The organism is Anaerobacillus sp. 1_MG-2023, assembly GCF_030547345.1.
Classification (GTDB): domain Bacteria; phylum Bacillota; class Bacilli; order Bacillales; family Guptibacillaceae; genus Guptibacillus; species Guptibacillus hwajinpoensis_B.
Map to the genome: position 1 here is coordinate 59,873 of NZ_JAUORD010000016.1, position 13,501 is coordinate 73,373.

At 39.5% G+C, this 13,501-nt stretch carries 19 protein-coding genes and 1 riboswitch; of the genes, 4 read left to right on the forward strand and 15 right to left on the reverse strand.

The window, feature by feature from the left end; all coding sequences use genetic code 11:
* Positions 1 to 153: 153 nt before the first annotated feature.
* From gloA2 to Q4550_RS20555, 3 genes are all read right to left on the reverse strand, one after another.
* On the reverse strand, positions 154 to 540 hold the full coding sequence (gene gloA2 / locus Q4550_RS20545) for an SMU1112c/YaeR family gloxylase I-like metalloprotein (RefSeq protein WP_303535644.1): 387 nt from the start codon (positions 538 to 540) through the stop codon (positions 154 to 156).
* A 71-nt stretch (positions 541 to 611) separates the two neighbouring features.
* The gene (locus tag Q4550_RS20550; RefSeq protein ID WP_303535645.1) at positions 612 to 1,379 is read right to left on the reverse strand and encodes an SDR family oxidoreductase; all 768 of its coding nucleotides are present in this window, start codon (positions 1,377 to 1,379) and stop codon (positions 612 to 614) included.
* Positions 1,380 to 1,463: 84 nt separating this feature from the next.
* On the reverse strand, positions 1,464 to 1,757 hold the full coding sequence (locus Q4550_RS20555; RefSeq protein WP_303535647.1) for a DNA primase: 294 nt from the start codon (positions 1,755 to 1,757) through the stop codon (positions 1,464 to 1,466).
* 213 nt (positions 1,758 to 1,970) lie between these two features.
* Positions 1,971 to 2,071, forward strand: a riboswitch (cyclic di-GMP riboswitch).
* Between the two features lie 22 nt (positions 2,072 to 2,093).
* On the opposite strand from Q4550_RS20555, the gene Q4550_RS20560 reads away from it, so the two are divergent.
* Both Q4550_RS20560 and Q4550_RS20565 read left to right on the forward strand, forming a co-directional pair.
* Entirely contained in the window at positions 2,094 to 2,213 is a 120-nt protein-coding gene (locus tag Q4550_RS20560; protein WP_303535649.1) for an anti-repressor SinI family protein, read from the forward strand.
* A gap of 113 nt (positions 2,214 to 2,326) precedes the next feature.
* Positions 2,327 to 2,662, forward strand: coding sequence for a helix-turn-helix domain-containing protein (locus Q4550_RS20565; RefSeq protein ID WP_194218416.1), 336 nt, complete (start codon positions 2,327 to 2,329; stop codon positions 2,660 to 2,662).
* 41 nt (positions 2,663 to 2,703) lie between these two features.
* On the opposite strand, the gene Q4550_RS24645 is transcribed toward Q4550_RS20565, so the two are convergent.
* Genes Q4550_RS24645 through Q4550_RS20575 form a run of 3 tightly spaced genes read right to left on the reverse strand, consistent with a single transcriptional unit; the run spans position 2,704 to position 3,418 of the window.
* Complete coding sequence (locus tag Q4550_RS24645; protein ID WP_369290140.1) at positions 2,704 to 3,090, reverse strand: DUF5658 family protein; 387 nt, start codon at positions 3,088 to 3,090, stop codon at positions 2,704 to 2,706.
* Positions 3,020 to 3,283, reverse strand: a complete 264-nt coding sequence (locus Q4550_RS20570; protein ID WP_303535651.1) for a hypothetical protein — start codon at positions 3,281 to 3,283, stop codon at positions 3,020 to 3,022. Before Q4550_RS20570 ends, Q4550_RS24645 begins: the two co-directional genes overlap by 71 nt.
* Before the next feature lie 12 nt (positions 3,284 to 3,295).
* Complete coding sequence (locus tag Q4550_RS20575; RefSeq protein ID WP_303535653.1) at positions 3,296 to 3,418, reverse strand: anti-repressor SinI family protein; 123 nt, start codon at positions 3,416 to 3,418, stop codon at positions 3,296 to 3,298.
* A 312-nt stretch (positions 3,419 to 3,730) separates the two neighbouring features.
* On the opposite strand from Q4550_RS20575, the gene Q4550_RS20580 reads away from it, so the two are divergent.
* Complete coding sequence (locus tag Q4550_RS20580) at positions 3,731 to 4,063, forward strand: helix-turn-helix domain-containing protein (protein WP_303535655.1); 333 nt, start codon at positions 3,731 to 3,733, stop codon at positions 4,061 to 4,063.
* A 72-nt stretch (positions 4,064 to 4,135) separates the two neighbouring features.
* Here the strand turns inward: Q4550_RS20580 and Q4550_RS20585 are convergent, their stop codons facing one another.
* The 6 genes from Q4550_RS20585 to spoIIQ all read right to left on the reverse strand — a co-directional run bounded on the left by Q4550_RS20585 (position 4,136) and on the right by spoIIQ (position 8,119).
* Positions 4,136 to 4,315, reverse strand: a complete 180-nt coding sequence (locus tag Q4550_RS20585) for a hypothetical protein (protein WP_303535657.1) — start codon at positions 4,313 to 4,315, stop codon at positions 4,136 to 4,138.
* Positions 4,316 to 4,530: 215 nt separating this feature from the next.
* Positions 4,531 to 4,953 carry a 3-hydroxyacyl-ACP dehydratase FabZ gene (gene fabZ / locus Q4550_RS20590; protein WP_194218411.1) on the reverse strand — a complete coding sequence of 141 codons (423 nt, stop codon included), beginning with the start codon at positions 4,951 to 4,953 and terminating at the stop codon, positions 4,531 to 4,533.
* Between the two features lie 18 nt (positions 4,954 to 4,971).
* Positions 4,972 to 5,256 carry a DNA-directed RNA polymerase subunit beta gene (locus Q4550_RS20595; RefSeq protein WP_194218410.1) on the reverse strand — a complete coding sequence of 95 codons (285 nt, stop codon included), beginning with the start codon at positions 5,254 to 5,256 and terminating at the stop codon, positions 4,972 to 4,974.
* A gap of 36 nt (positions 5,257 to 5,292) precedes the next feature.
* Entirely contained in the window at positions 5,293 to 6,294 is a 1,002-nt protein-coding gene (gene mreB, locus Q4550_RS20600) for a rod shape-determining protein (protein WP_194218409.1), read from the reverse strand.
* Between the two features lie 139 nt (positions 6,295 to 6,433).
* Positions 6,434 to 6,706 carry a sporulation transcriptional regulator SpoIIID gene (spoIIID, locus tag Q4550_RS20605; protein WP_048311390.1) on the reverse strand — a complete coding sequence of 91 codons (273 nt, stop codon included), beginning with the start codon at positions 6,704 to 6,706 and terminating at the stop codon, positions 6,434 to 6,436.
* 501 nt (positions 6,707 to 7,207) lie between these two features.
* Positions 7,208 to 8,119, reverse strand: a complete 912-nt coding sequence (gene spoIIQ / locus Q4550_RS20610; protein ID WP_303535662.1) for a stage II sporulation protein SpoIIQ — start codon at positions 8,117 to 8,119, stop codon at positions 7,208 to 7,210.
* 301 nt (positions 8,120 to 8,420) lie between these two features.
* On the opposite strand from spoIIQ, the gene Q4550_RS20615 reads away from it, so the two are divergent.
* Positions 8,421 to 9,908, forward strand: a complete 1,488-nt coding sequence (locus tag Q4550_RS20615; RefSeq protein WP_303535664.1) for a glycosyltransferase — start codon at positions 8,421 to 8,423, stop codon at positions 9,906 to 9,908.
* A gap of 53 nt (positions 9,909 to 9,961) precedes the next feature.
* On the opposite strand, the gene spoIID is transcribed toward Q4550_RS20615, so the two are convergent.
* The 3 genes from spoIID to Q4550_RS20630 form a co-directional block, all read right to left on the reverse strand.
* Entirely contained in the window at positions 9,962 to 10,966 is a 1,005-nt protein-coding gene (spoIID, locus tag Q4550_RS20620) for a stage II sporulation protein D (protein WP_371017825.1), read from the reverse strand.
* 185 nt (positions 10,967 to 11,151) lie between these two features.
* Entirely contained in the window at positions 11,152 to 12,480 is a 1,329-nt protein-coding gene (gene murA, locus Q4550_RS20625) for a UDP-N-acetylglucosamine 1-carboxyvinyltransferase (protein WP_303535668.1), read from the reverse strand.
* Between the two features lie 29 nt (positions 12,481 to 12,509).
* Positions 12,510 to 13,256, reverse strand: a complete 747-nt coding sequence (locus tag Q4550_RS20630) for a YwmB family TATA-box binding protein (RefSeq protein ID WP_194218404.1) — start codon at positions 13,254 to 13,256, stop codon at positions 12,510 to 12,512.
* Positions 13,257 to 13,501 lie beyond the last annotated feature (245 nt).

Genomic DNA, 13,501 nt, shown 5'->3' on the forward strand with positions numbered 1-13,501 from the left:
AGTGAAACCGTTTGCACAAAACCGTAAATTTTAGGAAACCGTTTGCAGTTATAAATAAAAAATAAGCTAACTGTTCCAAATCCCAGCAAACGCTTTCACAATCTATTTTGCCACAGGATTTGGAAGTAATCAACTTATTTTTAGAAAATTTCATTATTTTTCGTACAGCTCGATCGGTAGACCATCCGGATCATTGAAAAAAGTGAACCGCTTCATTGTGAGCTCATCCACTCTTACATCTTCAATAGAAGATACTCCTCTTTCTGTTAGATGATTAACGGTCTTATCAAGGTCTAATACTTCAAAAGCGATATGTCTTAGTCCCTTTGCTTCAGGATAGCTTGGTCTTTCTGGCGCATTCGGGAATGAAAATAATTCAATTTTTGTATGATCTCCGACGGCAAGATCAAGTTTGTATGAATTTCGTTCTTCTCTGTAAGTTTCCTCGATAACCTTAAGACCGAGTGTATCTACATAGAACTTCTTTGATTTTTCGTAATCTCCGCAAATAATCGCAACATGGTGCACTTTAGTAAACATCTGCTTCACCTCAACCTAAACGATAAGCTGACAATTGAGCGTCGTCAATAAGAAAACCGAGCAGCTAGTCATTATAACAGCGATTCCGCCCCATCTACATACATCTCTGTCCCTGTTACATGACTGGATGCATCAGAAGCTAGAAAGTAAACGACGCCTGCCACCTGTTGTGGCGAACCTGGTTTTTGCTCAAGCGGATGACTTCCTTCAGGATATTCTACTGGAATTTCAATTTCTTCTACACTATCTTTTTTGTCTGTGTTTTGATCAATGTTCGTATCGATTGCCCCAGGGCAAATGGCGTTTACGCGGATGTGATACTGCGCTAGTTCAAGAGCAGCCATTTTCATAAAGGCTACCTGTCCTGCTTTTGAAGTACTATAAGCAGACATACCAAAGTTCGAAAAAGTCCGATTGCCATTTATGGAACTAGTAATAATGATACTCCCTCCATCTTCTTTCATATAAGGGATTGTATGTTTCACCATTAGAAAAGTACTTCTTAAATTTGTTTCAATTGTCTGATCCCACTCATCAACCTTCATTTCTTCAATCGGATTCAGTGTGCCATTAATTCCTGCATTGTTAAACAGAATATCAATGCGTCCCCATTTGTTAACAACTTGCTTCAAACCATATGTAACGCGTTCTTCATCGGCCACATCCACATCAAGGACAAACGCCTCTCCGCCATTTTTTACGATCGACTCCTTCACTTGTTCTGCTCGACTTTCCTTCAAATCAAATAAGCAAACTCGAACGCCTTCGTTTGCAAAGCGTTTAGCTGCGGCTTCTCCAATTCCAGATCCACCACCTGTTATAACGGCTACCTTCTTCATATTTAGCACTCTCCTTTTTTCTGACTATTCCCGTCCACCTATTTTTTAGACAATTTTATATAAAAAAGAGACCCGTTAAGGTCCCTATTGCTGGTTTTCAGTTTCATCATTTGATTTTTGCTCTGTATCGTCCATATCCCCTTCATCCATGTTACCATCTTCATCTTTATCGCCTTCTTCTGAATCATCCTTATTCATTGTATCATCGTCTTCCTGATCAATCGTTCCATCATCTTCGTTAACATTCTCTTCATCTTCTGGTGTATCTTCTTGCATCTCGGGATCTTCTACCGGTCCTTCTTCTTCATTTGCATTCGAACAAGCCGCAATACTCAGGGAAAGTAACATCGTCATCAATAACAACATCCACTTTTTCATAGAAAAACCTCCATCTTTGTAATAGTCCTATTTTGACCATCGCTAGTGGATGTATGTATTTTCCTAACACCAAATTTTAAAAAAGCTATTTATTTACAAAAAAAGTCATATATTTTTGATATTTTTTACAAATTACAACACCTTTCGTAGGTTTAATGACCTATTATGATAGTAGGATTTTCATAAATATATGATGGATCGTACAAAGTATCCTCCAGAAAAGGGCAACCATTTTTGAAAAAAAGTGGGCGCAAAGTAAACAGATCTAAGGAAGCTTCTTCTGAGAAGGCTTCTATGATGGCTGAACTACCTGGAAAGAGTTTAAGGAGGAGTTACATGGGCGTACATACAGAAGAAAATCTTGACGAGGAATGGATTAAACTAATGAAAGAAGCGAAGGAATTGGGCATCAAAATTTCTGAAATCAAAGCGTTTCTCAAAAATGAAGGAGTGTAACCTGAACGAAAGCGGCAGAACGGAGGCCGCTTTCGTTCTATTTACGGAACAATAACATACTGGTATAATTACATACAATCAAAGAAATTTGTCGAAGCATCGGAGGGATACACGTGATAGGTGAAGAAGTAAAGAAGTATCGTTTACGCAAAGGGTTATCTCTTTCAGAATTAGCGGAACGCGCGAATGTGGCCAAGTCATATCTGAGTTCAATTGAACGAAATATACAATCAAATCCCTCTATCCAATTCCTAGATAAAATATCTAATGTTCTTGATGTTTCGGTAGAGGTATTACTTCAAGGAGATGATCCTATTCATCAGAGTGAGTTAGACTCGGAATGGAAAAAGATCGTTAAAGAAGCGATGGAGTCTGGTATAAGCAAGGACCAGTTCAGGGAGTTTCTGGAGTTTAATAAGTGGCGGGCCAAACAGGGGTCTGATCAATAAATTGTTTTTTTAAGAGCCGACATCTTCCAGTAGGCTCTTATCTATTTGGGTAACAGTATATATACCCAATAGCCGTGGATACACAATATGAAAGAATATATTGTTGAAGCCACGATTAATAAAATCCGTATTAAAACGGATTTTAAGTGATGAAATTTTAAAAGTAAGACGATCAGAAAAATAGACAAACCTATTTTATACATTAGGAAAACAAGTGGATCCATTTGAAATAGCGCTCGCATTAGTGGATTCACTTCTCCGATCCATCCATTTTGAATTCCCCAATATGTGATAAATCCATCAAGAGTGTTAATACATGCTAAATAAATAACAAAAAACTTCTCCCACTTTGTCCCTTTATTCATAATGAGATGAAATATTTTGGTTTTGTATAATCTCCCTAAGTTCATCGTACATTTTCTGTTCATCTCGGATTATTCCCTTGATGTCTTGTTCTTTATTTTCAAGTCCGTGGATTTTCTCTAGAATAAAAGATAAATCGCACTTCCCTTTATATTCGTCATTGATGTAAAGTTTGGCGACCTGTTTATCAACCGCAATGATTTTAATCCTTTTCCCTAAAATATACGAGACAAAAGTTCCTTCCCCTAACTTGATCACCATCATTCCTCCTTACTTTTTTGAGGAATTGATTAGAAAATCCTTCACTTCCTCCTTAGATAATCCCATTCTTCTTGCAATTGAAATAAGGGCCACCCATTCCTGATCCAATTTTTCGTCAGTATACGTTTTCATTCCCCATCCCCCTTATATATTTCATCAATAAACGACATTAATAAAGAACGTTTTGTTCTTTATTTAGAATGTACATCTAATATAGTCTTATTTTGGAAGTTTAAAAAGACTGAAAATTCTTTGTATTGAGTTGTTATTAGCATATAATCTGCTATATACTACTAAATACTCTCTCGTTCTTAAATTTTAATTATTTTGTTCAACGAGACTTTTAGAAGACTAATATAAAAACACGACATTTGTTCTGTTTACAGAACAAATTGTTCTTGATAAAATTAAAACAATAAATAATGATAAAGTCGAGGTAAAGGGATGATAGGGGAAAAAATTAAACTTTATCGGAATCGTATGGGACTGTCTTTAACTGAACTCGCTAAACGGGCAGGGGTTGCCAAGTCTTATTTAAGTTCGATTGAACGAAATCAACAGGCTAATCCTTCTATTCAATTTCTTGAAAAAATAGCGACAGAATTAAAGGTTCCTATGGAAGTGTTCATATTAGAAGAAGATCACGAGGAGCCGGCACTCGACACGGAGTGGAAAGAATTAATCGAAGAAGCGATGCGCTCAGGTATTACAAAAAAAGATTTCGCAGACTATTTAGAGTTTAAGAAGTGGCAACTCCATCATGGTAATAATGAATAAATCAACTGTTTACAAAAGAGTTATCTCTTGAAAGAAGAAACTCCTGTCCACGAAGGACAGGAGAGAAAGTTCTTATTCAGCAGAGTTCTCAGAGTTTTCGTTAGCCGCTGGCTCTTCGGTGTTGCTTCCATTGTTCATAGAGTTATTGCCGTTATCAGAATCATTTTCACCGCTGTTACACGCTGTGATTAACATAACAGCTACTAACGAAGTTGCAATTTTGAGCATGAATTTCTTGTTATTCATTTCCAAAATTCCTCCCTGAACTCGATAAGTTTTACCGCTATGTAGCGGTTGAGTAAATCATAGCAGGTAAAAAAGAGTATTTGTTAGAATTTACATAGTCTCTATGATCGTTTAACATTACATCAACATTTGAGTCATCATCGAGCCTCTACTAATATGAACTTCACACTCCAAAAAATCCCTATTTCCGTATAAATCACGGAAATAGGGATTTGCTTGTCCTACTTCAAAGCAAACATAATCTCAGCTTCTGCTGCAACTTCGCCGTCCACTGTTGCTGTTGCTTTTCCTTTGCCAATCGGTCCTTTGATACGAATGATTTCAACTTCTAGACGAAGCTGATCTCCCGGTTTAACCTGTTTTTTAAAGCGACATTTGTCAATACCAGTAAAGAAAGCTAGCTTACCTTGATTATCTTCCTTCTTCAGCATCGCGACAGCACCTACCTGAGCAAGCGCTTCAACGATTAACACACCTGGCATAACAGGGTAATCTGGAAAATGTCCATTAAAGAACTCTTCATTCGCTGTAACGTTCTTAATACCAACTGCTCTTACTTCTTCTTCTACTTCAAGAATTCGATCAACGAGCAGAAAAGGGTAACGATGCGGGATAATCTTCTTAATGTCCTGACTATCTAACATAATTCATTCTCCTAACTGTTACTCTTCTTTTTTGACGATATCACTAATCTTTACCCATGTACTCTTCTTAAAGACATCTGCAGGGCTTCCGTCTCCAATGACACCGTAACCGATCATCGCACCTGCTACAAGTGAAGCGACGAGCAATAGGGCAACGAGAAGAAGGCGTAGCCAGATTGGAATTAACCGAATCCTTGGCTTACGCTCTTTCGTTTCTTTATTCTTATTCGTTTTTATGGCCTCTTCATTAGGAAGTTCCTTATGCTCTGAGGTCTGGTTCACCTTTTCATGGTTGTTCGCCATTATGATTACACCCTTACGAATAGTTTCCGTTCTAATTTAGACTAATTTTTTCTTTGCAATTTTGTCAATATGCTCGAGCATGAGGCCTGTCCCTTTTGCAACACAGCTCATCGGCTCTTCGGCAATGAGTACAGGTACCATTAGCTCTTCAGCGAATAGCTGATCAATACCGTGAAGCAAAGCACCCCCGCCTGTCATGATGACACCACGGTCAATAATATCTGCTGAAAGTTCTGGAGGAGTTCTTTCAAGTACGCTCTTCGCGGCCATTACCATATGTGTAATTGGCTCCTGAAGGGCCTGCTGAATTTCATCAGATTTCACTGTGATTGTGCGTGGAAGTCCTGAAACCATATCGCGTCCACGAATATCAAGTTCTTCTTTCCGGCCGCCTGGAAATACCGTTGCTACGTTAATCTTAATTTGTTCTGCTGTCCGCTCCCCAATGAGAAGCTTATACGTTTTCTTGATGTAATCCAGGATTTCGTAATCGAACTTGTCCCCTGCCATTTTAATGGAAGAGGCGGTGACAATATCGCCCATTGAAAGAACTGCGATATCCGTCGTTCCACCGCCAATGTCCACAACCATATTACCGCTTGGCTGAAATATATCCATGCCAGCGCCAATCGCTGCTACTTTTGGTTCTTCTTCAAGGAAAATTTGTTTTCCACCGCTTTTTTCAGCAGCTTCTTTAATCGCTTTCTTTTCAACAGACGTAATGTTTGTTGGCGTACAAATTAGAATACGCGGCTTAGATAGAAAGCTTTTTACATTAATTTTGTTCAAGAAATGTCTCAGCATCACTTCTGTAATATCGAAGTCTGCAATAACGCCATCTTTCAATGGACGTGTTGCAACGATGTTTCCAGGAGTCCGGCCAACCATTTGTCTTGCTTCTTCACCTACAGCAAGTGCTCTTCCAGTACCAGTGTCTAATGCCACGACAGAAGGTTCATCCAACACTATGCCTCTGCCTTTCACATAAATCAGTACGTTCGCGGTACCTAAATCAATCCCAATATCACGTGAAAACATGACTTATCCTCCCTGTATTCTTTCACTCATCTATTGTCTCAGTCCTAGTATGTTTAAACTACTTATCCATTAGTATATTGTACCACAAATAAAGAACCAGGAAGAAAGTATTTAGAAAAAAATGTCGTTTTTAGGCGTATTATTTGACAGCTTCTTCTTTTTCCGTATCCTTTCTATATTTTATTCTCGTCGCTTCGCCGCCGCGGAGATGGCGTATCGATTTATGATACTCGAGAATCCCCTTCACCTCATTGGCGAGGTCCGGATTAATTTCGGGAAGCCGTTCTGTTAAATCCTTATGAACGGTACTTTTGGACACTCCAAACTCTTTGGCGATCACCCTCACCGTTTTCTTAGTCTCCACGATGTAATTTCCAATCTTGATGGTTCGCTCTTTGATGTAATCGTGCACACCACTCGCCTCCCTAAATTGGATGTGAGAGATGCGAAATGAGACTGATAAAGTGATCATGCTACGAAGCTCTAGTCATCAGGTCGACCTACATGATGTCAGGAGTATTGCATGCAAGAATACTTCGAAGCCTTACCACAACTTCTCACCTCTGCCCCTCATTTACTAAGTTTTGTAACATTTTATTAAGGCAAAGGTGGTTATATACCAAAAAGTCAAGAGGGACAAGGGATTTTATTTAAATTTTCTTATAATGTCCGATTTTTGCCTTTTTGGTATGCTAAATCATTTCCTAAAAGAACCTCTTCTATAGTATTTCTCTTCGCATCTTTGCATGCAATTATTTACTAATTGATTTCTTTAATCCTCAGGATTTCAAGCAATTCCAATTCTTTTTATGCTATAAAACTGGAATTAGCATGCTATTTCCCGGGAAAGGTCGAACGGTGTCATATTGAAATGAAAACAAATAAAAAACCCCCGATTGCTCGGGGATTCCTGTTACTCTGAATCCTTTGTATCTGATTTTTGATCATCCGATTTCTGCTCATTGGTATTTTGCTCGTCGGATTTATCCTCGTCAGCACTCTTTGCATCATCTTCGGCGTCTTTCTCAGCATCCATTTCGGATTCTGTACTGTTGTCTTTGTTCTCAACATCAGTACCTTCTGAGGCTGATGGGTTGGAAACTTCATTGCCGGCCTTTTCTGGACCTTCAATTGCGGAAGAAGGTTGATTAAAAACATCAAGTGGGTTAACTGGAGTACCATCTTTACGAACTTCAAAGTGTACGTGTACACCAGCGTCTGTATCAAATGTGTTTGTTCCAGCCTTACCAAGCTTATCGCCTTGCTTCACTTTATCGCCTTCTGCCACTTCAACTGCCTCAAGCGATTCATAGACAGTGACAACCCCATCTGCGTGTTCTAAATGAACTACATTTCCTAGCAGCTTGTCGTCTGATACTTTAACAACCTTACCACTCATTGCAGCTTTAACTTCAAAGCTTTCTCCATCTTCACTAGCGTAGTCAATTCCTGCATTTTGGTAGTAGGTATTATTATAGAAAACAAGGGCTGCTTGTTGTTCTTGCGTGCTAGCTGATGTGTCATAGAATTGTTTCTGCACAAATACACCACTATCTTCGGCTGCAGGTACTTTAAAGACTTCTGAATCACCAAGGACTGGAACGGACTCGTCATTAGTGTCAAAGGCACTTCTTTCTTCATCAATTCCGCTTAAATCTTTCGGGCCAGCATTTTCTTGCCCACCTTGCATCCATAGAACGGCTGCAAGAACAATTGCTGCAAAACCAAGATAGACTGCCGGATAGATCCAGCGTTTTCTTGCTAGCTTCTGCCATTTAGAAGCGCTTTTTTCAACAGGATGAGATCGTTGTTTTTCGTCTCCCATTTGTTCATCACCTCAGCAACATTGTGGTCAGGTTGCGAGATTTATATACATGTTCCTAAAAAAATGTCTATTTATTTTTTGATAAGGTGGATGTTTTTATTCATGATTTCGATTTTCCCAGTATTTACTTAAGATTTTAGGCGTATTTTTCTATATATGCCATTATTTCTTGTTTTATATTTTGTTATCTGTTTGTAAGAATGATTACTTGAATATGAGGGTATATAACCTTTAACAACACTTTTGGCACTAAAATCCGTTTTGATTTATTCAAGACGAGAATGAAGGGGATTACTCTATTATGAATTACGTCATTACATCAACACTGCCCGAGCAATTTGGAGGCAGAACAAAGTCCCTCCTCGATCGTACTAAGAAATTAGTAGAACAGGCTGACCTGAACTATACTATTATCACAACAAATTACAATCCTTACTATGGGGACATATATGAGCAATATTATAGTGAAAACAAAGTACCGCGTTCGGTGAAGATGATGAACATCTACGACTATCTTGCCGATCGTTCTTATTCAGGCGATAGAGTCGAACAACCCCTTGAGGAAGAAGGACTCACGTATCGTGAAATTAAAAAGAATAAAGCCTATCGCTATTTTGAAAACGGCGAATACGTTCTTTATAAGAGTTACGATTCGGAAGATGGATCACTTAAATTCATTGATTTTATGGATCCTTATAATCGCAAACGTGCGTGTCGAAAGGAATTTAATAAACGAGGAAAATGCCATCGGAAGATCAATTACAAACAAGGGACGACAAATAAACTTGAAGAGATCTATTATGATGATCGCGGACATGCTTATGTTAACCAAACATACGATGGGACGAGTGACAACAAGATTATCCGTATCCATCATTTCACTGAAAAAGGCATCCTTGAGTTTAAAACAGAAAAAGATTTCTTCCGCTATTGTCTGGAGCAGATGATTGAGGATTCTTCTACTATTATCAATGACGCTCGTCTTCTTGATAAACCTATGTGTGAGCTGAAAGGTAACGACCTTACGAAAATCGCGATTCTTCATAATACACACTTACAAAGTGAAGATATCAATGATATCAAATCATCTTATCAATATATTATCGACCATGCAGATGAAGTTGATCATATCGTCGCGTTAACCCAAGAGCAAAAAAAGGATCTCTCTCATTTAATTTTCAACAATGAGAAGATTAGCATTATCCCGCATTCTATCGCGCCATCAACCTTGAATTTGAAGGGAGAGCGTGAAAATAAATTTGTTTTCATCGGTCGCTTAACTAATGTGAAGCAACCTGACCATTTAATCGAAGCCTTTCAATTGGCTAGAGAACAGCTGTCTACTTTCACTCTTGATATATATGGTGAAGGCCCGATGAAAGAAAAGCTCGAAGAAAAAATCAAAGAATATCAGCTTGAAAAGCACATTATCTTAAAAGGGCTAACAGATGACCCAGAAAGCGTATTTGCTACCGCAAAGGCATCTTTCCTGCCAAGTCAGTACGAAGGGTTTGGACTCGTTATCATGGAAAGCCTAAACAATGGTTGCCCAGTTGTAGCTTATGATATTAAATACGGACCAAGAGATTTAATTAAAGACAAGGAAAACGGACTTATGGTTGAGAAAAATAACATTGAGGCTTTGGCTGAAGCAATGGTACAAGTTAAGGATAAATCATTTGGCAAGATCGAAGTAGATAAGGAGTACCGTGAGCCAGCTTTCGTAAAAAATTGGACAACACTTATCGAAAAACAAGAGAAAAGATTTAAGTTACCCTTCTTTAAATGATAGCTATTCACAAAACTTACCCAAAGATAAAAGGCCGCATTAAATGCGGCCTTTTATCTTTGGGCTGTAAAATTCGTCACGTATTTTTCCATTTCACTAATGGCAACTCCTTGATAATAATATTTAACGATATCAGAGTAAGCACTACCGTCCTCAGCCATTCCATTAGCTCCATATTGACTCATGCCTACGCCGTGCCCAAATCCTTTCGTGGAAACGGTAATCGTATCGCCGCTCCGGTCCCATGTAAAGTCAGAAGAACGAAGTCCAAGAAGGTCCCTGATTTCTCTTCCTGTAAACTGCTTCCCATTTATTGAAACTTCCGCAACTCTTTTACCTTCCGTCAAGTTTTTGATCGTTCCAATCGAATGATTATTAGTGAGCGTCACTCCTAACTTCTTTTCGAAGTCGGCTACTGTAAACGTCGCTTTATCTTCATATTTTGGAGAATCAACGTCCCAAGGACTTTCGACACTTCTTAAGTACGGTGCTTTATTTTCCCAATAATCTTCCGAATTCTCGGTATAGCCGTTGCTTGTTGAGAAAAAGGAAGCATAAATCGGATTCCCATCATACGTTAAAATTTGTCCAGCTGTGGCTTGAACTGCTTCTTCTATTCTTGCATATTTCTCTTCAAAGTCTTTGCCCCATGCTTTCTTAAGCTCGGCTTCATCTTTATATACCTGATCCTGAACCGTATCCGTTACAACCGCTTGATCGGGAAGGTCCGCAGGAGGGTTTGTGAGCTTTGTTACGACAAATGTTCTCGCTGTGAGAGCTTGAGCCTTTAAAGCTTCTATATTGAAATCTGTAGGCATCTCAGCGGCAACAACGCCTTTCACATAATCTTCGATCGGTATGCTCGTTGTCACAGTCTTTGCTGAACGATAGACTGGGACTTCCACTTCCACCACTTCTTTCACCTTCTTCTCAGCCATCTGATTTCCTTCACTTACTGGTTGCTTCATCTCCGTTGTTCCAAAAGGTAAAACCAGGATAGATGGAAGAAGGATTAGAATCGCTGCAAATAGAATAAGTGAACCTACCATTCGCTTCATCCGCATGCCTCCTTCTCGATTGTTTACCCCTATCATCGTATGGAGTTGGACAACCATTTAGAACAGAAATGCTAGCAGCGCAAACGTTTTTTACCAATAATCTGTAAGTCATTAAATATAGTATTTATTTTGGTTGCATACAAAAAAGGAGGCCAATGGCCTCCTTTTTTTTCTTTATTATTAGATTATGCAAATTTTGGTTTCATGTTAACTGATTGTTCTTCAGTTGATTCTGTTGCAGGCTTTGCATCTTCACCAACTGTTACGCGTTCAACGTCAGCTCCAAGACTTGCAAGCTTTCCGGAGAAGTTCACGTAACCGCGATCCAAGTGCTTAAGCTCATCAACGCGAGTGTAGCCATCAGCTACAAGGCCAGCAAGAATCAAAGCAGCTCCAGCGCGCAAATCAGTAGCGGATACTTCTGCACCTTGAAGTGTAGAAGGCCCTTCGATAATAGCAGCGCGTCCTTCAATCTTAATGTTACCATTCATGCGGCGGAATTCTTCCACGTGCATGAACCGATTTTCAAATACTGTTTCGGTAATCACACTTGTACCCTTCGCTTGAAGTAGCAACGCCATCATCTGGGATTGCATATCCGTCGGGAATCCAGGGTGAGGCATTGTTTTCAAATCAACAGGCTTAAGCGTTTCAGGTCCAACAATACGAAGTCCCTGACCTTCTTCTGTAATTTCTACGCCCATTTCTTCCATTTTCGCAATAAGTGGACGAAGATGTTCAGATACAGCATTCTCGATCAGAACGTTACCACCAGTAATTGCAGCAGCTACCATGAATGTTCCTGCTTCAATACGGTCTGGGATTACAGCGTGCTCTGCTCCAACTAGTTTCTCTACGCCTTCAATGCGTATTGTAGCAGTACCTGCACCGCGAACTTTCGCACCCATAGCGTTCAAATAATTTGCAAGACAAACGATCTCAGGCTCTTGAGCAACGTTTTCCATTACTGTCGTACCTTCAGCAAGTACAGCAGCCATCATAATGTTTTCAGTGGCGCCTACACTTGGGAAATCAAGATAAATCTTTGCTCCTTGAAGTCTTCCTTTGATGCCTGCTTCAATAAAGCCGTTACCAATCGTAACTTCTGCACCCATCGCTTCAAACCCTTTAAGGTGCTGATCAATTGGTCTTGAACCAATTGCGCAACCTCCAGGTAGTGCAATACGAGCATGACCCACGCGGGCCAAAAGTGGTCCCATTACAAGAAACGAAGCTCGCATTTTACGAACTGCTTCAAATGGTGCCTCTGTTTCCAAAGGTTTTGTTGCGTCTACTTTAATCGTGTTGCCTTCTATTTGCGTCTCAACATTAAGATAGCTTAATACTTCACTTATCGTGTGTACATCTGAAAGGGCAGGCACATCTTTTAACGTGCTCGTGCCTTCTCCTGCTAAAATAGATGCTGTGATGACGGGCAAGACTGCATTTTTAGCTCCTTCAACTTTCACAGAGCCAGACAATCTCCTGCCACCTCGGACGATGATTTTTTCCAACGTATTCCCCTCCGCGTCCTATTTGTATATTAATATTCAGTCGTAATTATTGGTGTGCCAATTGTTGCGGTTATTCCGCCGCCTATTCCTGTATTGCGTAATGCTATTTGTATGTTCATTCTCTTGTTGTTCGTTACAAGATCTTCTTCCCACTCTTCATGGTATGCGGAAAGAGATACAAACGTCTCTTCATTGATTTCTTCTACTTTTGAAGCGGAAAAAGCTCCTAACAGCTTGTCTGCTTCATTGTACAAAACAATGTTCATTGTATCATTTTTCTCGCCTACAAAACAAGTGAAAACTGGTGTTTCTTGCGGGTATAATTGTGTCTTTTGTGCCTTAAAACGTTCGTACGTTGTTCGCCATTCCTCCTGAGAAAATCCTGTTATTTCCATTTTGTAAATAAGATAAGAGCTAATGCGATTGTTTTCTGGATATGACACGAGTGTCAGTGTTTCTTTCGTACCTAGCTTAGAATCAATTCTTGTCCCACTTACTTTTACATTTCCATCATTTTTTACCAGATCACCCCACGAAAAACCGGGTGCTCTTTCTGTAAGCTTAGACGTAATACCTTTGTACCCTAACGATTCCTGAATGAAACTCACTTTTTCTCGTGTGTAAAGAGACCAGCCCTCAATTGAATAATTGTGGGTTAATAAAACATTCGCCATTTCGGTTACTTTTACTTCCGTGTCATCTTCAATTGAGACTGATGTACCATTTGAAAAACTCGCTAAAAGTAAAATAGATAATACTCCGATTAGAAGCTTCATCTTAACCCTCTCCCCGTTCAGGTCTTCTTATCTTTCAGTGTGACCATGAGGAGGGAGTGCATACATGGAAGTTGTAGTCAGTTCCCGACAAATTCCGTACGAAGCTTCTGTATGTTAACGCTAGTGTGTTTGTTTAGCTACAACGCTTGTCGGGTTTAAACGGGCGTTTTCGCTTTTCATTGTCTAGCTACTGCGCCCAAACCCTCGATCGTTTCACCTTTTAGATTGAACACAAAGAACGTGTT

Excerpts from the sequence above, each read along its gene's own strand:
- gloA2 (WP_303535644.1), bottom strand. The coding sequence starts at position 540 with ATGTTTACTAAAGTGCACCATGTTGCGATTATTTGCGGAGATTACGAA.
- Q4550_RS20550 (WP_303535645.1), bottom strand. The coding sequence starts at position 1,379 with ATGAAGAAGGTAGCCGTTATAACAGGTGGTGGATCTGGAATTGGAGAA.
- Q4550_RS20555 (WP_303535647.1), bottom strand. The coding sequence starts at position 1,757 with ATGAAAAAGTGGATGTTGTTATTGATGACGATGTTACTTTCCCTGAGT.
- Q4550_RS20560 (WP_303535649.1), top strand. The coding sequence starts at position 2,094 with ATGGGCGTACATACAGAAGAAAATCTTGACGAGGAATGGATTAAACTA.
- Q4550_RS24645 (WP_369290140.1), bottom strand. The coding sequence starts at position 3,090 with ATGAACAGAAAATGTACGATGAACTTAGGGAGATTATACAAAACCAAA.
- Q4550_RS20575 (WP_303535653.1), bottom strand. The coding sequence starts at position 3,418 with ATGAAAACGTATACTGACGAAAAATTGGATCAGGAATGGGTGGCCCTT.
- Q4550_RS20580 (WP_303535655.1), top strand. The coding sequence starts at position 3,731 with ATGATAGGGGAAAAAATTAAACTTTATCGGAATCGTATGGGACTGTCT.
- fabZ (WP_194218411.1), bottom strand. The coding sequence starts at position 4,953 with ATGTTAGATAGTCAGGACATTAAGAAGATTATCCCGCATCGTTACCCT.
- Q4550_RS20595 (WP_194218410.1), bottom strand. The coding sequence starts at position 5,256 with ATGGCGAACAACCATGAAAAGGTGAACCAGACCTCAGAGCATAAGGAA.
- mreB (WP_194218409.1), bottom strand. The coding sequence starts at position 6,294 with ATGTTTTCACGTGATATTGGGATTGATTTAGGTACCGCGAACGTACTG.
- spoIIQ (WP_303535662.1), bottom strand. The coding sequence starts at position 8,119 with ATGGGAGACGAAAAACAACGATCTCATCCTGTTGAAAAAAGCGCTTCT.
- Q4550_RS20615 (WP_303535664.1), top strand. The coding sequence starts at position 8,421 with ATGAATTACGTCATTACATCAACACTGCCCGAGCAATTTGGAGGCAGA.
- spoIID (WP_371017825.1), bottom strand. The coding sequence starts at position 10,966 with ATGAAGCGAATGGTAGGTTCACTTATTCTATTTGCAGCGATTCTAATC.
- Q4550_RS20630 (WP_194218404.1), bottom strand. The coding sequence starts at position 13,256 with ATGAAGCTTCTAATCGGAGTATTATCTATTTTACTTTTAGCGAGTTTT.